The organism is Amphritea sp., assembly GCF_050300915.1.
Taxonomy (GTDB): Bacteria; Pseudomonadota; Gammaproteobacteria; order Pseudomonadales; family Balneatricaceae; genus Amphritea.
Genome location: NZ_JBNKYN010000057.1, coordinates 1 through 21551 on the forward strand (window position 1 = coordinate 1; position 21551 = coordinate 21551).

Genomic DNA, 21551 nt, shown 5'->3' on the forward strand with positions numbered 1-21551 from the left:
TAGCTCCAGAGCTCGCTGAGGCGATTGTGGAGGGAACCCGGCGTCCCAAAGGCCAGCTGATTCCACAGACATTGCTGGCTCATTGTCAGATTGCAGAGGCGGCGGCCTGTCGGGGACTTCGGGTGATGCGCATCGCAGTTCATCCGGCGCTGCAACGCCAGGGTATCGGCAGTGCGCTGCTGCAAGCGGTTGAGCAGGGCGCTCCTGAACTTGACTGGTTAGGTACCAGCTTTGGGGCGACGGTGGATCTGAGCCGTTTCTGGCAACACTATGGTTTCCGCTTGCAACGACTCGGCCATAAACGGGATAAGGTGAGCGGAACATATGCAGCGGTTATGTTGCGCGGAGTTTCTGCTGCAGGTTTGGCGTTGCAGTTAAAAGGTGCTGAAAAGGCCCGGGAACAGCTGCAGCAGTTGTCCGCTTCGGCCAGTGCAGCGATCAGCCCAGAGCTGATCGCCGTATTGCAGTCTTGAATGGCAGAGCCTTTTATTCTGTGGAATACTCTTCGGGCTGACGGGTCTCTATTATTTCAACAGGATCGTTAAGGCTGATGATCCCCTGGTTAAGTGAGACCAGATTCTGCCCAAAGTGGGCTTCTCCGTCACTACCCCGGCGATAGCGTTTTAAGATGCTCAGGGGTTCCCTATCAGGGTTGCGTTGCAGTGTCAGTGGGTCGGTAGTCGTGAGGATACAGCGGCCGCAAGGCTTGACTACTTCAAACTCCACCTCACCAATTTTAATTCGCTTCCAGCTATCTTCAGCATAGGCATCACAGTTTTTAACAACCAGGTTAGGCCTCATCTGCTCCATGCGCACCGTGCTTTTGCAACGGTTATTGAGGTTGCTCAGTGATGCTTCGGAGATCAGCAGTAGCGGGTAACCGTCAGCAAAGGCAACCTGATTATCGGGTCTGCGACTGACAGGGCGGCTGGATTGTGAGCCGAAAAAGTAGAGCTTACAGGGCTGCTGCAGGTATTGACTGAACCACTGTTCCGCCCGTTCGCCGCAGTAAAGTGCGCTGATGCTGTCTTTCCATACACTGATATTATCGTAGCGGCTAGTGAATTCAGAATATTCAAGTTTCAGTGGCGCAGATTCTGGCGCAGCAACAACCAGACCATTGTGCAACAGGCCTGTTTGTACTGCGAGTAGTTGAGGGCGGCTTCGTGCGGTAATGAATTTGCCATTTTCATCACAAAGGACAAATTGTCTGTCAAAGGCTAAGCCTGTTGTCGTTACAGCGCTGCGGCTGAGCGCTATCGAGGCAGTGGATTTAACCGGGTAGATCGATATTTGGCTGAGCTGTATTTGAGAAAGTTGTGATGACATCCCTGATACTCCTGATTTCACAATAATTTTCAATAGTTGCTATGCGGTGGCGGGGCGTATAAATGCAAACAATGAAGGTTAACGTTTGTCATCTGTTTTGGGAAATATTTGCAGAACTTTTGCTGTATAGTTGCGGCTGATGACAACCCTCTAAAGAAAATCCGCAGAGATGAGGCAGAGATGGAGATAACCCCCGAAAGGCTGCAAAAGCTGGCCAATATGAAAATGCCTTTTGGTAAGTACAAGGGACGGGTGCTGGTGGACCTGCCTGAACCCTATCTGGTGTGGTTTGCGGGCAAGGGGTTTCCAGAGGGAGAGATCGGCATTCTGTTGCAGATTCTCTATGAGGTTAAACTCAACGGTCTTGAGGATATTCTCCGACCATTGAGAAACGCCTATTGAAAGGGGCGCTAAGGTACTGCTGTGGTAGAGGTGTGGTTGCTGGCTCAGGGTTTGTCGCCCATACTCTATTCAGGCCTGCTCAAGGGGGAATCCGATGAAAACCATGCTTGTTGTGCTTGCGGCCTCTCTGCTGACACTCATGCCAGTCAGTCTACATGCCGCCTCTGCAGAAGAGATTGACGCAAGAGTTAACCAGACGCTCAGAGCGTTTTATCGCCATAGTCCGGCAGGAAAAGAGCTGGCAAAACAGGCGGTTGGGGTGTTGGTGTTTCCTGATGTGATTAAAGCGGGTATCGGTATTGGAGGCGAATATGGTGAAGGCGCGCTGCGGGTTGGCGGTATAACCGCTGCTTATTACAATGTGGCATCGGCCTCTGTAGGTTTTCAGTTGGGGGTTCAGGTTAAGTCTGAAGTGTTGTTGTTCATGAGCCAGGGGGCGCTGGATAGCTTCCGCAGCAGTGACGGTTGGGAAGCCGGTGTTGATGGTAGTGTGGCCTTGGTAACCGTTGGTGCAGGAGGTCAGGTGGATTCAAATACCGTACAGCAGCCCATCATCGGTTTTATCTTTTCCAACAAGGGATTGATGTATAATCTCAGTATTGAAGGCTCGAAAATAACCCGTATCGATAGATAGGAAAATTTTCAATATGCGTATAACTCCGTTATTAAGTGTTTTGCTTGTAGCCAGTGTTATGACTGCGACTCCTGCTGTTTTAGCAAAGAAGGCCGAGAACTCGGGCAGAGAAGAGCATGGTGCTAGCCAGAGACAGGAGCGAACCGTCGAAGAGCGTAGTCGTTCGGAGCATGAAAATACCGTTCGCCACAGAACGTTTAGTGATGATGAGCGATATCAGATTCGTAACTTCTATCAGCAACGTAAAAAAGATAACGATCACCAGAAAAATGCACAAAAGGATAAGCAGAAATCGATACCACAGGGGTTAGAAAAGAAGCTGCAGCGCGGTGGTAAGCTGCCTCCCGGGTGGGAGAAAAAAGTTGTCCTGGGCGACCGGCTTGATCGCGATCTTTATCGTCAGTCCGAGCCTTTACCCGATGATCTGGACAGGGTTATTGGGCGGGTTGCTGGTGAGGAAAACCGAAGGCTTGGCAATAAGGTGATCCGGGTGCTTGAAGGGGATGCAACCGTTGTCGATGTGATCGATATCCTCGATGCCAGTGGTGTTATGGAGTAAGCCCTGAGATGACCCCGGCTATTCAACTGGCTAAGAAAATGAAAATTAGCTTTGCCGTACATGAGTACAGGCATGACCCTTCCAGTGAGTCTTATGGTGAAGAAGCGGCTGCGGCGCTTGATATAAGTGCTGAACGGGTATTTAAGACGTTGCTGGTCGCGGTTAATGGTGATAACCGGCAATTGGCAGTAGCCGTCGTGCCGGTGTCGGGGCAGCTGAACCTCAAGGCGGCGGCCAGTGCTTTGAAAGCTAAAAAGGTGACGATGGCTGACCCGCAACAGGCGCAACGCAGCAGCGGTTATCTGGTGGGGGGGATCAGTCCGCTGGGGCAGAAGAAACGTTTGCCAACCCTGGTGGATGATTCCGCAGGGCAGTTTGAAACTATTTTTGTCAGTGCGGGGAAACGGGGGTTGGAGATTGAATTAAGCGCCGCGGACCTGTTGCAGCTGACCAATGGATCTATGGCGGGGATTGGCCGTTAGTAATCCTTTGCAACCCCGTTGTTATTGTCAGATTACAGCGTTGTTCTCACTATAAAAAAGGCCATCAATGATGGCCTTTTTAAATCAGTCAGGATTTACCCGGCTTTTTTGTGCTCAATATACTCATGCGCCTTCCGCCCAGGTTTAAACTGGGATGCTTCTAAATTGTGCTTATTCAGCAGCTTATAGAAGTCGGTGCGGTTACGTTGAGCAATCTTTGCCGCCTGTGTGACATTACCTGCAGTGATATGCATCACCTTGGTGAGATAGCTTCTCTCAAAGCTGGATCTGGCTTCATTAAAGGATGGGATAACCCGGTCCTGATTAGCGATCGCCTGACTCACCAGGCCTTCGCTGATGATTGGCGAACCTGATAGTGCTACGGTTTGTTCAACCACGTTTTCCAGTTGGCGGACATTACCAGGCCAGGCGGCCTGGGCAAGGATATGCAGGGCGCCGGGAGAGATCCCTTTGACTTTAGGGTTGTGACGTCTGGCGGACTGTTCAACAAAGTAACGTGCCAGCAGGGGAATATCCTCCGGACGATCCCGCAAAGGTGGCAGATCCAGGTTGACCACATTGAGTCGGTAGTAGAGGTCTTCGCGGAACTCACCATCTTCCATTGCCAGTTCAAGGTTGCGGTGGGTCGCTGAGATCACCCGCACGTCGATATCGATAGAGCGGGTGGAGCCCACCGGGCGAATAGTGCGTTCCTGAATCGCACGCAGCAGTTTAACCTGTAAAGTGGTTGGCATATCGCCAATCTCATCCAGGAACAGCGTGCCTCCCTCGGCGGACTGAAACAGACCTTCATGTTGGGTTACCGCACCGGTAAAGGCACCTTTGGCATGGCCAAACAGTTCAGACTCAAGCAGTTGTTCCGGCAGGGCGCCACAGTTGATCGCCACAAAGGGTTTGTTGCACCGGTCACTGGCGTTGTGGATCGCTTTTGCCATCAGTTCTTTACCGGTACCGCTGGGGCCCGTGATCAGAACGCTGACATTGGATTTCGCCACCCTTTCTGCCTGACTGAGTCGCTCATTCATTAGCGGACTCTGAGTGACAATAGCGCTGCGCCAGCTGTCATCCTGTGCGTGTGCGGAATCCAGTGCTGAGTTAATGGTGCTGAGCAGCTGCTCTTTATCGATAGGTTTGGTCAGGAAGCCAAAAATACCTTTCTGAGTCGCTTCGACGGCATCCGGAATAGAGCCGTGGGCAGTAATAATAACCACCGGCAGCGCGGGATGGTCTTCCTGAATAGCGGCAAACAGTGCCATGCCATCCATACCATCCATGCGCAGGTCGCTAAGAACCAGGTCGGGCGTTTCATGTTTGATTCGCTGCAGCGCTTCAACCCCTGAGTTAGCGGTATCGATGCGATAGCCGGATGCACTCAGGCGTAAGCTAAGAACCTTCAGGATACCGGGATCATCATCAACGATAAGGATACGTTGCTTACTGGACTTCATATTCATTCTCCTCTCTGTCTTTCTAGCGAGACAGATCATTCTCAATGCGAGTCAATGCTTCTATTTGCTGCTTGAGCTTATCCCGTTCAGCGGAAAGTGCTTTACGATCAAGATCAGCGGTATTCAGAGCTCGTTGTAACGTCATAACCGCCTGCGTGTATTGATAACGCACAAGCAGGTAAAGCTCTGCATCACATTGAGGGGGTTTATCCAGGTCGAGCTGTTCAAACAGCTCGATGGACCTCTTTAACTGGGCTGTAGAATTTTCAGGCTGGCTAAGCAGAATTGCCTGAATAATTATCTGGTTCTTATCTGCCGCCTGTTTCAGCATGGCGGTTTTTTCACTGGTCTGAGATTGTTGATATTGCTGTTCCAGCATCATCCATTCACCCATGTCGCCGAGAATGCATGAGTAACCGTTGTCAGGTGTTGGCAATAGTTGCTTGATCTGACAACCGCTGATGATGATAGCTGTAAAGATGACTAACAGCGCTTTGCTCATTCTGTTGCTTGTCCTTGGTTCGGAATACTGATCATAAAACTAACAAATCCATCCTGATTGCTACTGAGTTCGAGGTTACCTCCCATCGCTCTGACCGCTTCCCGGGCTATACTTAACCCGATACCAGACCCTTTAACAGACCCCTGACGCTTATTGACACCCTGATAGAAAGGGTCGAATAACTGATCCAGATCGGTTTCCGGTATCTCAGGCCCGGTGTTGCCAATCTCTATATTCAGGGTCTCGTTCTGTACCGTCAGGGTTATCTTCAATAATCCGTTCTCGCTTCCGTAAACTGAAGCATTGGAGATCAGATTACTTAGCGCCCGTTGCAATAAGCCTTTATCGATTCCCCAGGGGGTATCTTGTTTAGGTAGCGTTACCTCGATCTGTTTCTGTTTGAGTAGCAACTGATGAGACGCCAGTGACTCTCTGATGACAGGCAGGATAGGTTGCGTTTGTAGTTCATGTTCCCCGCCATGCTGCAATCGGTTGTAATCCAGTAGCTGTTCAATCAGCGACTGCAAAGAAAGACTGTTTTCCTGCATCAGGGTGATGATTTCTTTTTGACTGTCGGTCAACGGACCTGCAAGCTCTTCAGCCAGTAGGTCTGTGCCTTCTCTCAGTGTAGTCAGAGGGGTTTTTAATTCATGGGACATATGCCGTAAAAAGGCCTGTTTTTCCTGCTCAAGCAGCTGTAAGTGGGTTTCCAGCCACTCTAGTTGTTGATTCAGTGCAAGAAACTCTTTCGGCCCTCTGAAAGGTTCTGACATGTCTAACTGACCATGCCCCAACGCTCTTATTCGTAACATCAGCTGTTTTACTGGCTGGGTTATGCGGATACTGAAGAACAGAATCAGGATAGTCGAGAGGGTGATTAGCAAACCCGCCTGCAACCAGAGCAGGTTTTGCTGCTCTTCCGCTTTTGCATTGAGGAACTCTAATCGCTGGTCGAGTTTTTTCCGGGTGTCGTCATAGAGTGTCTGAGTCAGCGGAACCAACTCACTGACTTTTTCACTGGCGGCTTTATCCAGAGGCAACTCTTCCAGCTGAGCGATCAGCGCAAAAATAGTTTCAATATTACTGGAGTCGATAAGAAAGCTGTGCAGCTGAAGCAACTCTTTATACTCGGAAAGCTGAGAACGAAAGCGCTCCTCTATATCTGTTTTTTTCAGCACTTCATACTGGCGTGCCGAGCGTACCAGATCGCCGGACAGTTCACGGAGATGCTGGCTGCGACTGAAAAAATCAAGCGCTTCTTTGGCGTGCTCGCGCCCCTGGCGAGACAAAGTCACCATAGAGTCGGTTGCCTGATAGATGAGGATTCCCAGTGGTGCAACGACTAAAAAAAACGCCAGTACTACCAACTGCATCAATGATCGGGTTTGCAGCGAAGAGACCTTTCCAGTATTCAAGTTGTTTATAGTATGAAGTTTCCTTAGTCAGTGTATGTAATCAGATAATTCTCAGTGCCGTCAGGGTGAGAATATTCCGCAGCCCTTTGATCTCCTCCTGCAGTGGCTGAATCTCTTCCCGGTTTAAAACACCGTCGTTATTGATATCCAGTTTGTGAAAGCTGTTTACCAATGATGGATGACGGCGCATCTCGGTCAGTGAAACTTCATTGTCACGATTTCTGTCCAGAGACTCAAACATCGAGAGTGAGCGGGTTCTCTTGACAGCGGGTTTATCTTTAGGAAGCTCTGAACGAATATGTTCAATCACCTCTATATTGGATAGTCGTTCCAATGATCTTTCAGGTTCAGCCTGAACCAGTGTTGCAGTGAAGGTCAATGACAATAGTACAGTTGCTACACGCATCTCTATCTCCCGGAAATTGCTAGTTGAGCGTTAATAAGCAATTACCAGGCCGATATTTTAAAAACTATTTAAAAACAATGCACTTACTGTGTTTTTGTTCCTGTATAACTGGGTATAGTATGAACTAAGTTTGGATTATTGTCTCTTAAAAGAGACTCGTAAATGGTCGAAGTTTAAGTATTCTTTTAAAAACAATGGCTTATAGGGTTATAATTTTAAGACAATGGGGTTTTGCTAATAAAACTATTCGATTCAGGCTCCTGCAGTACCGGGTTGCTTAAACGACCAATACCTTCGATCTCGATGGTTACTCTGTCTCCGGGTTTCATATAGCCTCTGGGTTGCATTTTCACACCTACGCCGCTACAGGTGCCGGTTGCAATTACATCACCTGGTTTAAGAGTACAGACCGATGACAAGGTGGCAACCAACTGATAACAGTTGAAAATCAGATGGCGGGTATTCGAGTGTTGGCGCAGTTTATCGTTGACCCAGGTTCTGAGTTCGAGGTTGTGCGGATCGAGGCTGTCAGAGGTTACGATCCAGGGGCCCATAGGACCGTGACTATCGAATGATTTTCCCAGCGTCCAGGTGGGGGACTTGATCTGCCAGTCCCTTACGGATACATCATTCACGATGGTATAGCCAGCAATTGCCTGTGGTGCGTCTGCTACACTGACATTGCGGCAATACTGGCCGATGACCAGCGCAAGCTCGCCTTCATAGTCAAGTTTGTCAGAAATATTGGGCCTGTAGATGGGGGCGTCAGGGTCTGTAACGCAGCTGGACTGTTTATTGAACAGGGTTGGAAACTCAGGTGTTTCTAAGCCTGTTTCAGCAACATGGTCCGCATAGTTGAGGCCGACGCCGATAAATTTTTCTGGCTGGGGAATCGGTGCCAGCAGCGTTGCCTGATCAAGGTTTATTGATGCTGCAGCTGTTTGTACGAGTTGTTCCAGTATCGGTTTCACTGTTTGCAAATCGCATAACAGGTCTGCCATAGAGCCTGAGAATACCGTTTCCGGTATGGGGATGATTCGCTGGCCTTCAACGATGCCCAGCTGCTCTTTAGCCGAATGGGTAAACCGCGCAAGCTTCATATGCCGCTGTTCCTAATTATCTGATAGTGAAAGTTATTTTAACAGAGATTATCATCATCTTCAGGCGCTCAGCACTTTTAGACGCAGTAGTTGCAGAGTATGCTAATGGATGACTGTTTATCAATGGATTGCAATGAGTGATGGCTCGAAAAGTTTTTTTTATAACTGCCTTTATAACACTGTTGGCGCTGAATGGATGCGCGTTAGACAAACCTCAGCCGTTTCCTCTGCCGCTTCAGTTGCAGTCACTTTCCGGTGTCGTGGTTGAGAGGCAGGGGCAGCTGTGGTTTCAGCCTTGCTATGAGCGCCTATGGTGGCCGCTGCAGGATCTGACCGAACAGCAAGAACTAATCGATTACTACCGCAGATTCACCCTGTTCAGCCGAGAAGCCTTGTATGTTGAACTGCAGGGGGCTGTTGATAATTTGCAGGATAGCGCCCTGCTCGTGAAGTCGCTTGATACTGTCGGTGGCACCGCACAGACCTGTTATTTTAGTCTTGAAGGGCTTGAATTCAGGGCTGCGAGCAGTGAGCCGGTCTGGGTGGCGGATATCGCGGCCAACCAGATTCTCGTGAAAAGTGCTAATCCTCCTGGCAGCTATAACTTTCGAACAATCAACGAAACAGACCGCATCAGTGATACCCAGACGGATGCCGATACCGATACAGACAGGCCTGCCAACTCTCAGTCTGAAGGTGCCATTCAGGTGAGTCGTTCCACTGACGCTGCGGCAACGTCGAACGCTTCAGATGTGGTTGCCCTGTATCGTGAAACGACCCCGGTAAAGCAACCTTTACAGGTGAAAATAATGCGCAAGCGCTGCATCGACGCTCAAAACGGTACACTCTTACCGTACACGGCAGAGATGCGTTTTTATGGCCGGCTCTATCAGGGCTGCGCGAGAAAGGGATATCCGCTTAACCGTGAGATCAATGGTTTTTACTGGTATCAGCCGGAAGCAAAACCGCAGGTGATGTTTAAGCTTTCTGCCGATCAGCGGGTGCAGTTAGTGACACGCAACGCCGAGGGTAAAACAGTGACGGAACGAGGTCGCTGGCAACAGCTGCAATCGGGTAAGCTTATTTTTAGTATGCGCGATGCCAGGCAGCAGGAATATCTGATGTTGTTCATCCGTGAAGCCGATGGTCGTCTGATTCTGCAGACCGGATCTGAGCATCTGCTCAGCCTGGGGGCTACGTTCAGGCTTTGGCGGCCTTCCGGACTGGACGGAGGGCAGGTGCTGGCTGTTACTAAACCAGCCAGTGACGTTCTGGATCCGCCAGCGTCAACAGTGGTTACTCTGCCTGAGATGCCTACTGAGCAATCCAGTTTGCTCGGTGTGTCACGGCAACAATCCTCTCCGCCGCTATCGGTACTGCCGGGCTCCGGGGTGCAGGCTGCTGATATCGATGAAGAGCTATTGAATGAGATTATGGTTAATGAAGATGATCCCGAAAGAGACTCTGCCAGCGGGCCAAAGGCTGGTCAGTAGTCAGCTGAGTTCTTTTAGCAGAAGGTCTTTTGCCTGATTGATCTCAGCTGCCAGGTAGTCGCTGCCACCGTGGTCAGGATGCAGCTTTTGCATCAGTCGCCGGTGGGCTTCGATAATCTGCTCTTTTGATGCACCAGGTTCCAGTCCCAGAATTTGAAACGCTCTGTGGCGGTCTGAAACAGCATCTGTGGCATTTTCTGTTTCAGCATCTGCCTGGTCATCTTTACGCCAGCTATCTCCAAAACGCTTATCCAGATAGGTTTCCAGTAGTCGCGCGGACTGGATGTCGGTTTTACGGCAATAGTTTAGCAATCCGATAAACTCTGACTCACTCAGCGTGGCGAGTTGTCGTCCCTGCAGAGGACCTTCAAGTACCTCGCCCTCCAGTGAGCCCGTATCATGATCCAGACTCATTTTCAGAATGCGGCTGTTAACTTCAGAACTGTTGCCGCTGTCCTGCGGTTTGTTCTGGTAGTGTCTGAATAGTTTTCCGATAAGGGGGAGCAGGGGTAAAAGGTGGCGGGCAAAAGGTAGTGAAAGTGCCAGCAGGGCACCAATCCAGTTCAGTTTTCCCGTGACCATCAGATAGAAAAGAGCGCAGGCGCAAGCCCCGAGCAGCAGCATTCGGTTAGCTTTGCGCCGATCCGCTGGTGATTTGCTGCGTAACCAGAGGAACCATCCCAACAGAACGAATCCGAGCAGTATAAGAACAATAGGGTTCAAGGGATATCCTTTCTATTTAAGCTGGTGGGTGAGGTGCAAAATGTCCGGATCTCCCTGTTTGGCGTATTCGAGCAGTGCCCGGCGGCCGCCTGTGGCATAAACTGCAACTGCGCTCAGTAATGCCTTGAGAGTCGCAGCGCTGCTGTCATCAAAACGGCAGTACGCCCCTCCTGAGAGTTTTGCCATCTGCTTGAATGCCCGGGCGGCGGTGATGTCGTGGCCTTCCTGAAAGATGAATAGAGGGGTTGAGTGAATACCCAGTTGACCGGCCAGCTGACAGAGAAAATCAACCGGCTCTTCAACACAGTCACCGATAAAGATGATCGCCTGAACCGGTTGTTGACGGGTTTGCTTCAGACTATGTTGCAGTAAGCGGGCGATCTGGGTATGGCCTCCCAGGCATTTAACGCTGTTCATACGGCTCAGCAGGCTGTTGGTGTCCAGCAGCCATTCGCTGGCGCTAAAACTATTTAAACCGCCATAATGACAGAGTTGAATAGCTAATTTGCCCAGTTCCCGGGTTTGCAGGAACATTTCGCTTTGAAGGTGGCAGGCGTGATCCCAGGTTCTTTCCCGGCTGGCGGTCGCATCCAGTGCGAAGATCATTCGGGCATTGCCCTGGGCAGGCACTGCCAGCTGCTGTGCCTGTTTGAGAAACTCTTCGATCTCCTGATGGCTGGAGACAGTGCTCAGGGCGTGTTTTTCTTTCATATAGGTTCGGGCCTGACAGGTTTTGTTGCAATATTTTACTGCGCTTGAGTGTACCCCATTTAAAAGTCTGGCAGAAAAAAAGGGGCCTTGCAGCCCCTTGTTATACTCAGAAAGATAAAAATCAGTTCAAAATGCCAATATAACGGGCGCGTTTTTTCTCTTTCAGATAGTTCATATCTACCAGTACCAATCCGTCAACACAGAAGTTGAAGTCGGCATCCACACCAAAATCAAGGAAGCGAACGCCGCCCTCTTCACACACATCTGCGTACTGTTTGTAGAGCGTTGGTACGGCACAGTTGAGGAAGTCCATCTGCTGCTTCAGACTTTTAAAGTCCTCTTTATAATCACTGCCACAGAAGAGTTTCTGCAGATCAGCCGAGGTTTCGGGTTTAATGGTGTATGGGGTGAAAGACTTGCCCAGGTTGTCCCGGTCTGGAAAATATAGGCTGTAAAAATACACCAGCAGATCTTTGGCGTGTTGGGGGTAGCTATTGCTCAGACTCACCGGGCCAAACATATAGCGGACGTGCGGATGACGTTTTAAGTAAGCGCCAATGCCATACCAAAGATAGTCAAGGCTGCGCTTACCCCAATATTTTGGCTGGACGAAGCTGCGGCCAAGTTCGATACCCTGTTCAAAAAATTGCTGCATTGAGGGGCTGTAGTTGAATAGTGTCGAGCTGTACAGCTGATCATCTTCGCTGTTATTCATCCTCCAGGCTTCCGCCAGGCGGTATGCGCCGACGATCTCCAGCTCCTCTTCATCCCAGAGGATCAGGTGACGATAGTGGGAATCGTAGCGGTCCAGGTCGAGTTTTTCGCCGGTTCCTTCGCCGACACAGCGGAATGATACTTCCCGTAGTCGGCCGACTTCGCGCATCACGGCTGAATCCGCCTGATAGTCAAACAGGTAGATGCGCTTACCGTCGGCGGTTTCTCCGAGCAGTTCAGACTGTTTGAGCTCTTTTTTCAGTGCTTTGCGGTCCTGCGGATGGGCAATAGTTTTCTCGGTCTTGAATAGTGGACGCTTGCCACGGGCCAGGCGGTAGAGATGTTTACGCACCATCTTGCATTTTTCCAGCCCTGAGACCGGTAGTTTGTCCAGCTGGCTGTAGGGAATTGGTTCACCCACTTTAAACTTCAGGTTCATGGAGTGTTTGTTAAACATCTCCCTTGGCAGCAGCAGGGCCGCCAGTGCACGGTTGATGCCGGAGATGGTATAGAACAGCGAGGAGTTCTTGCCACCGATAAACACAGGCAGGATAGGGCTGTTGGTTTTTTTGGCAAAGTGCAGAAAACCCTGATTCCAGTTGCTGTCTTTAATGCCTGTCGCTCCGGCGCGAGACACTTCTCCCGCCGGAAATACGATCACCGCTTCCTCGTTATGCAGGGCGTTGTTGATATTGGCAATATCCTGTTTGCGGGTTGCCCGGTTGAGGTTATCGACCGGCAGCAGCAGAGGACTTAACTGGGAAAATGAGGACAGCATATCGTTGGCAACGATACGTACATCTTTGCGGATCTCGCCGATCATTTTCAGCAGTGCGAGTCCATCAAGTGCCCCCAGTGGATGGTTAGCAATAATCAGCACCCGGCCACTGGAGGGGATATTCATCAGATCTTTATTTGACAGGCTGTAGGTGAAATTAAAGTAGTCCAGCACCCGGTCAATAAACTCGAACCCCTGGCAGTTATGGTTCTCCTCAAGAAATGTATTGACCTCATGTTCATGAAACAAACGGCGTAGCATAAACAACGCCGTTTTGCGGATGATTGAGGGTTTTGAGGCGAACGATGGGTATTTATCGGTAATGACCTGTTCTACGTTGATCACGTTGTCTGACCTTCTACTATGACTATTCACATGTGGAATTTATGTGATTTTCGTGACAGTTGATTGGCAGAATAGTGACCATCCTGTGACAGTCGTTTTTTGTGGTGGATCTCGTTGGGTGGAACTATTTTGACTCCAGAGATTCCTTCCAAAAGTCCCTGTCCTCAAGTCGCCTGCCATGATTCTTACGGCGACATTCCTCGAAGCGAATTTCATCACGCCGGTCTTTTGTTTTTCGGCGGTCTTTACCTGATCTTTTTTCCTGGTGTAGCCGACCCTGCTCATGGAGGCCGTTTGTCTGATCAGTATCCATATCGGTATTCCTCATTAACTACTTTTAAGCTTAGAGAGGTTTTGGAAAATTTCGAGCACAGATTGGTTTAGTATTGAGGCAGGGCAGCTAATCAGAAAGTGTTTTTCCGCTTGTCTTCTTGACGTTTTGCACCGTAATCCACTAGATTAGGCGGTTGTACTTTCAAGCTTCACGTTCATCTAAGGGAATAGGCGTATAATGGACACTCTGAACACGACATTTGCCCGTCGGCTTTTCATCTCTCATCTTATTACTACTGTTGAACGACCCAGCGTGCCGGTATTAATGGAGAAAACCGGCTGGCCGCGACGTACCATACAGGATGTTATCAAAGCGATTCCGGGTATGGGGGTGAATATCTATTTCAAACAGGATGGTCGGCGCAATAATGACGGCTATTATGTGATCGACCAGTGGGGTGCCATCAATCCTGACTGGTTGCAGCAGAATATCGATAACGTTAAGAGCACTCTTAAATTCAATTAACTGTTTATATGTACAGTATTTAGTAGTAGGCTTAGGTATCGCCCCAACTTTCATTTGGCGTTTACCCGGGCCCGGCTGTGACAGATACTGTTCAACGAAAAATAATCCATTGTGACTGCGATTGTTTCTTTGCCGCAGTCGAGATGCGGGACAATCCTGCACTCAGGGATATTCCATTGGCGATTGGTGGCTCATCCGATCGTCGGGGTGTGATCTCAACCTGCAACTATCCTGCCCGAAAATTTGGCATTCACTCTGCCATGGCGACCGCCCATGCGCTTAAGCTGTGTCCCGGTCTTACCGTGATTCCTGGCAGTATGGAGAAGTACCGCCAGGCATCTGCTGCCATTATGGCAATTTATAGTGACTATACCGATCTGATTGAGCCACTGTCGCTGGATGAGGCCTATCTTGATGTAACCGGTGCTACTCAGAAAGGAGGGAGTGCCACGCTGATTGCGGAGGAGATCCGGCAGCGGGTAAAAGCAACCGTGGGCATTACTATCTCTGCAGGGGTCGCTCCAAATAAGTTTATTGCTAAGATCGCCAGTGACTGGAATAAGCCGGATGGCTTGTGTGTGATCACCCCGGATCAGCTGGAATCCTTCGTCTTGCAGCTGCCAGTTAAGAAAATCTACGGTGTCGGCAAGGTTACCACGGCGAAGTTACAGCAGATGGGGATTGAGACCTGTGCGGATCTGCGGCAGCTCACGATGGCACAGCTGGTGAATCGGTTTGGCCGGTTTGGCAAGCGTCTCTATGAGCTGAGCAGGGGCGAGGATGACCGTCCCGTGCGAACCAGTCGCGAACGTAAATCGATCAGTGTGGAACATACTTTCTCCGCCGACCTTCCCGATCTTAGCAGCTGTTTACAGCAGTTGCCTGATATACTGGCAGAGCTGGAGCTACGCTTTAAGCGTCACGATCAGCAGCGGGAGATTGCCGGGGCGGTAATTAAATTAAAGTTTTCAGATTTTACGCAGACGACAGTAGAACAGAGTGCATCCGAGTGTCCACTGGCACTCTATGAGCATCTCTGTCGGGAGGCCTGGCTGCGGGGTCAGAAAACGGTGCGCCTGATTGGTGTGGGGTATCGCCTTAAACCCAGAAATTCACAAACGGCGGTGCAACTGAAACTAATTGACTAACATATCCGGCCGGAGCGTGTAACAGATGAAAAACACAATAGATCAATCGACTGTTGCAGCGCTTAATCTGCGGCTGCAATCCTGCTTCGCTGATCCGGATTACCTGGATGACCAGCGGGGACTGTATGCCTGCCAACTGGCTCTGGACGCCCTGGAACAAGGAAATTACGGTGTTGCGGCTATCCTGATTGACCCGCAGGGAGAGGTGGTTGCTCAGGCTGAAAACGGGGTATTCAACTGTGCGGCAAACAGCCGGGCTGATGGTCGTGGGGCCTCTGTCTCTTACAGTAGTCGGGCGCATGCGGAGATGTTACTGATCGATCAGCTGGAAGAGGGGTATTTAAACTGTCTACCAGAGCAGATGACGATGCTGGTGACACTGGAACCCTGTCCGATGTGCACTGCACGCCTGTTGTTGTCGGGTATCGGCTCTGTTCGCTATATCGCCGCCGACCCAGACGGCGGCATGCTCAGTCATATTGGCAGGTTGCCTCCTGCCTGGGCCGATCTGGCGCAGCTGCAAAACCATTATCACGCCCATGTATCCCCACCTATCAGGCAGCTGGCTGCGGATATTGGTGCGGCGAACCTTGCTACGTTGCGAGCGCAACTGTTACAGCAGGTCCGTGCCTGACCCTGTTTTGTGCGGCTGCACAATGCTATAATCGCGCTTTTTTTGTCGCCATCCCTCTATTCTCTGGAAAAGTGTTCTCCTATGCTGCAGTTGATTTATAAGCGTTCTCAAAGCATGAAATCCGACGTGTTGTCAGGTCTGACCGTGGCTCTGGCGCTGGTGCCGGAAGCGGTTGCCTTTGCCTTTGTCGCCGGAGTTGAGCCGTTAGTTGGTTTATATGCTGCGTTCATGGTGGGTTTAATTACCGCAACTATCGGAGGCAGGCCGGGAATGATTTCCGGTGCCACCGGCGCACTGGCGGTAGTGATGGTTAGTCTGGTGGCCGAGCACGGTATTGAGTACCTGTTCGCCACCGTGGTGCTGATGGGAATCTTCCAGATCCTCGCCGGTACGTTTCGTCTGGGTAAGTTTATTCGGATGGTGCCCCACCCGGTGATGCTGGGCTTTGTTAATGGTCTGGCGATTGTCATTTTTCTGGCGCAGATGAAGCAGTTTCAGGTTGCTGATGCGGATGGAGTGCTTGGCTGGATGCAGGGCTCTCAGCTGGGTGTCATGCTGGGTCTGGTTGTATTGACCATGGCGATTATCCATTTCCTGCCAAAATTAACCTCCGCAGTGCCTTCTACGCTGGTAGCTATTCTGGTGGTTACCGCTCTGGTTATTGGTCTGGATATTGATTCCGCCCGCAGTGTGCAGGATGTACTGGCGGATATGACCGGTGATCCAACTGCCAGCATCGCCGGAGGATTACCCCAGTTCCATATTCCGATGGTGGATATCAATCTGCAAACACTAAAGGTCATCGTGCCTTATGCGCTGATTCTGGCGGCGATTGGTCTGATTGAATCCTTGCTGACTCTGACGCTGATTGACGAGATTACTGAAACCCGTGGTCGTGGTAATAAGGAGTGTGTAGGTCAGGGGGTTGCTAACGTGGTTACCGGCTTCTTTGGCGGTATGGGCGGTTGCGCCATGATCGGTCAGAGCATGATCAATATTGGCTCAGGCGGTACTGGTCGTGCTTCTGGTATCTCCGCGGCGCTATTCCTGTTGCTGTTTATCCTGGTTGGCTCCAGCTGGATTGAGATGATCCCGGTGGCGGCATTAGTCGGGGTGATGTTTATCGTAGTCATTGGTACCTTTGAGTGGGCCAGTATCAACCTGATGCGTAAAATTCCGCCTTCGGATGCGATTGTGGTTGTGACCGTAACCGTTGTAACCGTGCTGACTGATCTGGCGATTGCGGTGATTGTCGGTGTCATTGTCTCTGCGCTGGTATTTGCCTGGAAGCATGCCAAGCATATGCGCATCGATACCAGTATCGAGCAGAACGGCTTCCTCAAAGTTTACAAGCCCCATGGACCTCTATTCTTTGGTTCGGTGCAGGCGTTCCGGGATAACTTTACGCCTAAGTTTGATCCGCAGGAGGTGATTATCGATTTCGCCAACTGCCGGGTAATGGATCACTCCGGTGTTGAGGTGATTGACTCACTGGTGGAACGGTATGAGAAAGCCGGTATCGATATTCATATTCGCCATCTCAGTAATGAATGTATCCGTCTGCTGGAAAAAGCGGGTAGTGCGGTTGAGATCAACCGGGATGAAGACCCTGACTACAAAGTTGCGGATGATAAACTGGGTTGATTCACTACTTGTTATATCTTGAAAAACCGCGACAATAGTCGCGGTTTTATTCTTTATATGGATTTGAATATGGAAATGAGTCTGATTGCCGCCTTTATTTTACTCGGGGCCGTTGTTGGTTTTCTGGCTGGCCTGCTTGGTATCGGAGGGGGACTGATTATGGTGCCGGTTTTGACGTCACTGTTTATCTGGCAGGGGATTCCACAGGAGCAGGTGGTACATCTTGCGTTGGGGACCTCGATGGCATCAATTGTGATTACCTCAATTTCCAGTTTGCGGGCCCACCATAAAAAAGGCGGGGTTCTCTGGCCTGTTGTGAGGATGATCGCCCCGGGCATTGTCGTGGGCGCTTTTCTGGCGACTTTTCTTGCCTCAGTGCTCAGCTCGGCTTCGCTGGGAATATTTTTTGCCTGCTTTCTGGTGTATGCATCAGTGCAGATGTTTCTCAATATTAAACCGAAACCCTCCCGCAACCTGCCGGGCACACCTGCACTCTTTGCTGCAGGAGGTGTTATTGGCAGCATCTCGGCGCTGGTATCCATCGGTGGTGGAACGCTCACCGTGCCCTATCTGAGCTGGCATAATATTGATGTTAAAAAGGCGATTGGTACCTCGGCGGCCATCGGCCTGCCGATCTCTATTGCCGGTTCAATCGGTTATCTCGTGAATGGTTTATCGGCGGATCTGCAGATCGATTATGTCGTCGGCTTTATCTATCTGCCAGGGGTGATTCTGATCTCGATGATTAGCTTTTTCACCGCACCTGTTGGTGCTCATGTTGCTCATCGCTTACCGGTGCCAGTGCTGAAAAAAGTCTTTGCTGTTTTGTTGCTGGGACTGGCAATTAAGATGATCAGTTCAGTAATCTGAATTAGGCGGGCATGTTTCGCTGATATCGTCCATCTCCTGAAGATATCCGATATGGCAGGCATAAAAAAAGAGCTCTATATTGATGAGCTCTTTTTTTATGACTTTTTCATCCTGTTTAAAACAGGTCCATACTGTAACCTCTTCGCAATCCCGGAAGAGGCTTTTCATCCTTGAAAATTTTCTGCGAAATACCAGTCAGCGTCCTGCCGATAGGTCGTGTCCATATCGCGTTTATACTTCCCTGTCCCCCAGCCTGTTCTTCAAATCCGTGAAGAGCGTCGATCCAACGAGAACAAGTATCTCCATATTCGGACTATGTGAATATAGGAAAAAGTCTTAATTTTGTCTGAATAAGGCGACTTTACTGTCTTTAAGGCGAGACATTTTGTCGCACATGATTCAGGTCAAACTTTTTGCAGTTAACGCAGGATTTTCGAAGCTGATGCCTGACCAGCCGTGGCGCATAAAGTTGCGGATGTTGCCATGATCTGTGCCCTGTGGGTGCTCCAATACATCGTTACGGTAGAAACGGCCAAAGCAGTTAAGGGTTTGCTGCTGTGACAGGTTGTGTAGTAGTGCAAAGGCAAATATTTTACAGGAGCCCTCGTTGGTGCCGGCTTCATTCACCAGCTCACCGTTGCTGAAGCGAACCGGAGCATAGTCATAGTTCGCTGTGATAACATCGATAGTGTCTTCAAAATCAAAACCGCTATTACTATCAAGTTGTTCAATAAACTGCTGGAGATCCATTCGATTGTCCTGTTTGTTACTATTTTTAATGATCGTAATGTAAAGCGTTAAACGGCCTTATTCCTGCTGTTGTAGCAGTGCGTGAATAAGCTCGGTGTTGGGTACGTCAATGTTGAGCTGAAGCGCGCGCTGGATCACCGCCCCGCTGATGCCATCCAGTTCCAGTGGCCGGCCTTTCTCTTTGTCGACCAGCATTGAGGTTTTGATCGCATCAAAGCTGCTGATCAGCTCAAACATCTCATCGATATCCTGTTTGCTCAGGATGACATCATCGGCTGCTGAAACAGCGGCGACCTCCTGCATCATCCGATAAACGGTTTTGCCATAGATGGGGTGTGATGTCAGTGTGCGGGTGTCCAGCCGGGTTAACGCGGAGAGGGGGTTAACGCCATTGTTGATCAGTAGTTTACGCCAGAGTTCATGGCGGATATCAGGGCTGATGCGGGTAGGAATACCTGCCTGGTTGAATAGCCCGGCAAAGGTTTCCAGCGCTGCAGGGCTGAAGATATGATCGCTTTGCTGATTTGGCCAGCTACCCATCACCACCTGAGCGGGCCCTGTTGCTTCAATCTGGCCTGGCGCGATGATATGGCCGCCGATTCTCACCGCCAGCCCTCCGAGGGTGCGTGAGCGTCCCAGCGCCTGTTCAATCAGGGGTTCGTTATCGACACCGTTCTGCAAGGATAAAACCGCCACATCTGCGGTTTTCAGCCAATCGCTGAGTTGGTTGAGAATGGGGGCTGTGGCACCCGCCTTGAGCGTCAGCAGAATAAGGTCGAAATCAGCGCACTGGTAATCGCTTAACAGGGTATCAATATTGACCGCATCGACCGGCTGGTTAAAGCTAAGGTCAGGGTGAGTGATCTGCAGGCCAGAGTGCTGCAGTGCCTGAAGGTGTTCGCCCCGGGCCAGGTAACAGACCTGATGACCCTGAAGCTGAAGTCTGGCACCGTAATAGCAGCCTATTCCACCGGCACCGATGAAAAGAAAACGCATTGTGCTACCTACTCATTTCATTGTCTGGATGAGGGTAGCACTTTACCTGAAATGCCGGTGATTTCCACCCGGGTTTAGGTGATGCAGGGCTAATTTAGCCGCGTGCGATACCGGGTTTGCTTCGCGACGGGCGGCGGTTGCCCGGTTGTGCCGGGCTGTTTGCGCGAGGATTCGCCCGACCACTGCGTCCGGCTGGCTTCTGGGTATTGCCGGACGTTTTAGGCTGCGCCGCCTTAGCGGGTGTGCGTTGTCCCGCTTTAGCCGGAGCGGCTTTTCCACCCTGAGCCGCCTGTTCAGGGCGATTGCCGGAGTTCGCCCGATGGCGTTTATTTTTACCGGCGGGTTTGTGCCCCCGGGCAACATCAGATGAGCGCTGGCCATCCTTGTGTTCACTCTGGGGTTTCGCTCTTTTCGGTTTGTTCGGCTTACGCTTACGATTGCTCAGGCTGGACTCAGGGAGGTTATGCAGCGGCTGGAAACCCAGCACCTCTTCCCGATCCAGAACCCGTCCGATCAGGTTTTCGATATCGGATAGCTGATCAAACTCATCGGCGCTCACCAGTGAGATCGCCTGACCACTGGCACCGGCACGACCGGTACGGCCGATCCGGTGAACATAGTCCTCTGCTACATTGGGCAGATCAAAGTTGACGACCTGAGGCAACTGATCAATATCCAGGCCCCGGGCAGCGATGTCGGTGGCCACCAAAACCTGAATTTTGCCCTGCTTAAACTCCAGCAGTGCTTTGGTGCGCGCTCCCTGGCTCTTATTGCCGTGAATCGCGGCGGCATTAACGCCATCGGCTTCCAGGTGTTTGCATAGCTGGTTGGCACCCCGTTTGGTACGGGTGAATACCAGCACCTGATGCCATTGGTGTTGCGCCAGCAGCTCGCTGAACAGGGCTGATTTCTGCTTCTTATCAACCGGGCAGATCCACTGCTTTACATTGGTGGCAGTAGTGTTGCGTGGGGTGACAGAGATTTCGACCGGATTATTCACCAGGCCTTTCGCCAGGTTGCGGATAGAATCGGAGAAGGTCGCTGAGAACATCAGATTCTGACGCTGTTTAGGCAGCAGGTTGATGATTCTTTTGATGTCATGGATAAAGCCCATATCCAGCATCCGGTCCGCTTCATCCAGCACCAGCACTTCAACTTTGTTGAATTTGACCGCGTTCTGATTATACAGATCCATCAGACGACCGGGGGTGGCGATGAGAATATCGACCCCTTTGCGCAGCTGCATCATCTGCGGGTTGATACTGACACCACCGAAGACGACTGCGGAGCGCAATGGCAGATGTTTGCCGTAGTCCTGCACACTCTCGGCAACCTGCGCTGCCAATTCCCGGGTCGGGGTCAGAATCAGGGCGCGAATCTGGTTGCCCTGGGCGCGTTCGCCACGGCTTAACAGTTCGAGAAGAGGCAGGGTGAAGCCGGCAGTCTTACCGGTACCGGTCTGGGCAGCGGCCATCAGATCCTTACCCTCCAGCACGGCAGGAATCGCCTGAGCCTGAATAGGGGAAGGGGTCTCGTAACCTTTATCGGTAACGGCATCAAGTATCGGTGCCGACAGGCCCAGATCAGTAAATTTCATGCACTCTCTCTATAACATAATTGTCAAAATGACAGGAGCGCGAAGGATACA

At 50.7% G+C, this 21551-nt stretch carries 23 protein-coding genes; 11 read left to right on the forward strand and 12 right to left on the reverse strand.

The genetic code is table 11. The features are described 5' to 3' along the window. Positions 1 to 473: GNAT family N-acetyltransferase (locus ACQY8X_RS14515; RefSeq protein ID WP_428035858.1), on the forward strand; the 473-nt coding region annotated here is incomplete at its 5' end. A 13-nt stretch (positions 474 to 486) separates the two neighbouring features. Here ACQY8X_RS14515 and ACQY8X_RS14520 read toward each other — a convergent pair. Then, on the reverse strand, positions 487 to 1329 hold the full coding sequence (locus ACQY8X_RS14520; protein ID WP_428035859.1) for an MOSC domain-containing protein: 843 nt from the start codon (positions 1327 to 1329) through the stop codon (positions 487 to 489). A gap of 180 nt (positions 1330 to 1509) precedes the next feature. Between ACQY8X_RS14520 and ACQY8X_RS14525 the strand changes: the two genes are divergently transcribed. The 4 genes from ACQY8X_RS14525 to ybaK all read left to right on the forward strand — a co-directional run bounded on the left by ACQY8X_RS14525 (position 1510) and on the right by ybaK (position 3406). Next, complete coding sequence (locus ACQY8X_RS14525) at positions 1510 to 1731, forward strand: DUF3820 family protein (RefSeq protein WP_428035860.1); 222 nt, start codon at positions 1510 to 1512, stop codon at positions 1729 to 1731. 94 nt (positions 1732 to 1825) lie between these two features. Further along, complete coding sequence (locus tag ACQY8X_RS14530) at positions 1826 to 2365, forward strand: BPSL1445 family SYLF domain-containing lipoprotein (RefSeq protein WP_428035861.1); 540 nt, start codon at positions 1826 to 1828, stop codon at positions 2363 to 2365. A 58-nt stretch (positions 2366 to 2423) separates the two neighbouring features. Continuing rightward, complete coding sequence (locus ACQY8X_RS14535) at positions 2424 to 2924, forward strand: hypothetical protein (protein ID WP_428035862.1); 501 nt, start codon at positions 2424 to 2426, stop codon at positions 2922 to 2924. Positions 2925 to 2932: 8 nt separating this feature from the next. Beyond that, the gene (gene ybaK, locus ACQY8X_RS14540; protein WP_428035863.1) at positions 2933 to 3406 is read left to right on the forward strand and encodes a Cys-tRNA(Pro) deacylase; all 474 of its coding nucleotides are present in this window, start codon (positions 2933 to 2935) and stop codon (positions 3404 to 3406) included. A 95-nt stretch (positions 3407 to 3501) separates the two neighbouring features. Here ybaK and ACQY8X_RS14545 read toward each other — a convergent pair whose 3' ends face one another. The 5 genes from ACQY8X_RS14545 to ACQY8X_RS14565 all read right to left on the reverse strand — a co-directional run bounded on the left by ACQY8X_RS14545 (position 3502) and on the right by ACQY8X_RS14565 (position 8298). Beyond that, positions 3502 to 4875 carry a sigma 54-interacting transcriptional regulator gene (locus ACQY8X_RS14545; RefSeq protein ID WP_428035864.1) on the reverse strand — a complete coding sequence of 458 codons (1374 nt, stop codon included), beginning with the start codon at positions 4873 to 4875 and terminating at the stop codon, positions 3502 to 3504. 22 nt (positions 4876 to 4897) lie between these two features. After that, entirely contained in the window at positions 4898 to 5377 is a 480-nt protein-coding gene (locus ACQY8X_RS14550) for a hypothetical protein (RefSeq protein WP_428035865.1), read from the reverse strand. Beyond that, positions 5374 to 6750, reverse strand: a complete 1377-nt coding sequence (locus ACQY8X_RS14555; protein ID WP_428035866.1) for an ATP-binding protein — start codon at positions 6748 to 6750, stop codon at positions 5374 to 5376. The genes ACQY8X_RS14550 and ACQY8X_RS14555 overlap by 4 nt, the downstream gene beginning before the upstream one ends. Before the next feature lie 82 nt (positions 6751 to 6832). Beyond that, on the reverse strand, positions 6833 to 7198 hold the full coding sequence (locus ACQY8X_RS14560; RefSeq protein WP_428035867.1) for a hypothetical protein: 366 nt from the start codon (positions 7196 to 7198) through the stop codon (positions 6833 to 6835). A 215-nt stretch (positions 7199 to 7413) separates the two neighbouring features. Next, positions 7414 to 8298 carry a fumarylacetoacetate hydrolase family protein gene (locus tag ACQY8X_RS14565; protein WP_428035868.1) on the reverse strand — a complete coding sequence of 295 codons (885 nt, stop codon included), beginning with the start codon at positions 8296 to 8298 and terminating at the stop codon, positions 7414 to 7416. Positions 8299 to 8438: 140 nt separating this feature from the next. Between ACQY8X_RS14565 and ACQY8X_RS14570 the strand changes: the two genes are divergently transcribed. After that, complete coding sequence (locus ACQY8X_RS14570) at positions 8439 to 9791, forward strand: hypothetical protein (protein ID WP_428035869.1); 1353 nt, start codon at positions 8439 to 8441, stop codon at positions 9789 to 9791. Here the strand turns inward: ACQY8X_RS14570 and ACQY8X_RS14575 are convergent, their stop codons facing one another. The 3 genes from ACQY8X_RS14575 to ACQY8X_RS14585 all read right to left on the reverse strand — a co-directional run bounded on the left by ACQY8X_RS14575 (position 9792) and on the right by ACQY8X_RS14585 (position 13062). Further along, a complete protein-coding gene (locus tag ACQY8X_RS14575; protein WP_428035870.1) occupies positions 9792 to 10514 on the reverse strand; it encodes a DnaJ domain-containing protein in 723 nt (240 codons plus the stop codon). 12 nt (positions 10515 to 10526) lie between these two features. Further along, positions 10527 to 11225: a VWA domain-containing protein gene (locus ACQY8X_RS14580; RefSeq protein WP_428035871.1), complete on the reverse strand. Its 699-nt coding sequence runs from the start codon at positions 11223 to 11225 to the stop codon at positions 10527 to 10529. Positions 11226 to 11346: 121 nt separating this feature from the next. Continuing rightward, complete coding sequence (locus tag ACQY8X_RS14585) at positions 11347 to 13062, reverse strand: lysophospholipid acyltransferase family protein (protein ID WP_428035872.1); 1716 nt, start codon at positions 13060 to 13062, stop codon at positions 11347 to 11349. Between the two features lie 511 nt (positions 13063 to 13573). Between ACQY8X_RS14585 and ACQY8X_RS14590 the strand changes: the two genes are divergently transcribed. From ACQY8X_RS14590 to ACQY8X_RS14610, 5 genes are all read left to right on the forward strand, one after another. Continuing rightward, the gene (locus tag ACQY8X_RS14590; protein WP_428035873.1) at positions 13574 to 13861 is read left to right on the forward strand and encodes a helix-turn-helix domain-containing protein; all 288 of its coding nucleotides are present in this window, start codon (positions 13574 to 13576) and stop codon (positions 13859 to 13861) included. A gap of 77 nt (positions 13862 to 13938) precedes the next feature. After that, positions 13939 to 15009, forward strand: a complete 1071-nt coding sequence (gene dinB / locus ACQY8X_RS14595; RefSeq protein ID WP_428035874.1) for a DNA polymerase IV — start codon at positions 13939 to 13941, stop codon at positions 15007 to 15009. A gap of 25 nt (positions 15010 to 15034) precedes the next feature. Next, complete coding sequence (locus ACQY8X_RS14600; RefSeq protein WP_428035875.1) at positions 15035 to 15643, forward strand: nucleoside deaminase; 609 nt, start codon at positions 15035 to 15037, stop codon at positions 15641 to 15643. Positions 15644 to 15724: 81 nt separating this feature from the next. Beyond that, positions 15725 to 17287 carry a SulP family inorganic anion transporter gene (locus ACQY8X_RS14605; protein WP_428035876.1) on the forward strand — a complete coding sequence of 521 codons (1563 nt, stop codon included), beginning with the start codon at positions 15725 to 15727 and terminating at the stop codon, positions 17285 to 17287. A 69-nt stretch (positions 17288 to 17356) separates the two neighbouring features. After that, on the forward strand, positions 17357 to 18157 hold the full coding sequence (locus ACQY8X_RS14610) for a sulfite exporter TauE/SafE family protein (RefSeq protein ID WP_428035877.1): 801 nt from the start codon (positions 17357 to 17359) through the stop codon (positions 18155 to 18157). A 399-nt stretch (positions 18158 to 18556) separates the two neighbouring features. Here ACQY8X_RS14610 and ACQY8X_RS14615 read toward each other — a convergent pair whose 3' ends face one another. From ACQY8X_RS14615 to ACQY8X_RS14625, 3 genes are all read right to left on the reverse strand, one after another. Then, on the reverse strand, positions 18557 to 18907 hold the full coding sequence (locus ACQY8X_RS14615) for a HopJ type III effector protein (protein ID WP_428035878.1): 351 nt from the start codon (positions 18905 to 18907) through the stop codon (positions 18557 to 18559). Positions 18908 to 18964: 57 nt separating this feature from the next. After that, positions 18965 to 19903, reverse strand: a complete 939-nt coding sequence (locus ACQY8X_RS14620) for a ketopantoate reductase family protein (protein ID WP_428035879.1) — start codon at positions 19901 to 19903, stop codon at positions 18965 to 18967. A gap of 94 nt (positions 19904 to 19997) precedes the next feature. After that, positions 19998 to 21500 (reverse strand): DEAD/DEAH box helicase, encoded by a 1503-nt coding sequence (locus tag ACQY8X_RS14625; protein ID WP_428035880.1) that lies wholly within the window; start codon positions 21498 to 21500, stop codon positions 19998 to 20000. Positions 21501 to 21551: the final 51 nt, after the last annotated feature.

Excerpts from the sequence above, each read along its gene's own strand:
- ACQY8X_RS14580 (WP_428035871.1), bottom strand. The coding sequence starts at position 11,225 with ATGAAAGAAAAACACGCCCTGAGCACTGTCTCCAGCCATCAGGAGATC.
- ACQY8X_RS14550 (WP_428035865.1), bottom strand. The coding sequence starts at position 5,377 with ATGAGCAAAGCGCTGTTAGTCATCTTTACAGCTATCATCATCAGCGGT.
- ACQY8X_RS14525 (WP_428035860.1), top strand. The coding sequence starts at position 1,510 with ATGGAGATAACCCCCGAAAGGCTGCAAAAGCTGGCCAATATGAAAATG.
- ACQY8X_RS14530 (WP_428035861.1), top strand. The coding sequence starts at position 1,826 with ATGAAAACCATGCTTGTTGTGCTTGCGGCCTCTCTGCTGACACTCATG.
- ACQY8X_RS14605 (WP_428035876.1), top strand. The coding sequence starts at position 15,725 with ATGCTGCAGTTGATTTATAAGCGTTCTCAAAGCATGAAATCCGACGTG.
- ACQY8X_RS14545 (WP_428035864.1), bottom strand. The coding sequence starts at position 4,875 with ATGAAGTCCAGTAAGCAACGTATCCTTATCGTTGATGATGATCCCGGT.
- ybaK (WP_428035863.1), top strand. The coding sequence starts at position 2,933 with ATGACCCCGGCTATTCAACTGGCTAAGAAAATGAAAATTAGCTTTGCC.
- ACQY8X_RS14560 (WP_428035867.1), bottom strand. The coding sequence starts at position 7,198 with ATGCGTGTAGCAACTGTACTATTGTCATTGACCTTCACTGCAACACTG.
- ACQY8X_RS14535 (WP_428035862.1), top strand. The coding sequence starts at position 2,424 with ATGACTGCGACTCCTGCTGTTTTAGCAAAGAAGGCCGAGAACTCGGGC.
- ACQY8X_RS14615 (WP_428035878.1), bottom strand. The coding sequence starts at position 18,907 with ATGGATCTCCAGCAGTTTATTGAACAACTTGATAGTAATAGCGGTTTT.
- ACQY8X_RS14565 (WP_428035868.1), bottom strand. The coding sequence starts at position 8,298 with ATGAAGCTTGCGCGGTTTACCCATTCGGCTAAAGAGCAGCTGGGCATC.
- ACQY8X_RS14600 (WP_428035875.1), top strand. The coding sequence starts at position 15,035 with ATGAAAAACACAATAGATCAATCGACTGTTGCAGCGCTTAATCTGCGG.
- ACQY8X_RS14520 (WP_428035859.1), bottom strand. The coding sequence starts at position 1,329 with ATGTCATCACAACTTTCTCAAATACAGCTCAGCCAAATATCGATCTAC.
- ACQY8X_RS14625 (WP_428035880.1), bottom strand. The coding sequence starts at position 21,500 with ATGAAATTTACTGATCTGGGCCTGTCGGCACCGATACTTGATGCCGTT.
- ACQY8X_RS14610 (WP_428035877.1), top strand. The coding sequence starts at position 17,357 with ATGGAAATGAGTCTGATTGCCGCCTTTATTTTACTCGGGGCCGTTGTT.
- ACQY8X_RS14620 (WP_428035879.1), bottom strand. The coding sequence starts at position 19,903 with ATGCGTTTTCTTTTCATCGGTGCCGGTGGAATAGGCTGCTATTACGGT.
- ACQY8X_RS14570 (WP_428035869.1), top strand. The coding sequence starts at position 8,439 with ATGGCTCGAAAAGTTTTTTTTATAACTGCCTTTATAACACTGTTGGCG.
- ACQY8X_RS14590 (WP_428035873.1), top strand. The coding sequence starts at position 13,574 with ATGGACACTCTGAACACGACATTTGCCCGTCGGCTTTTCATCTCTCAT.
- ACQY8X_RS14555 (WP_428035866.1), bottom strand. The coding sequence starts at position 6,750 with ATGCAGTTGGTAGTACTGGCGTTTTTTTTAGTCGTTGCACCACTGGGA.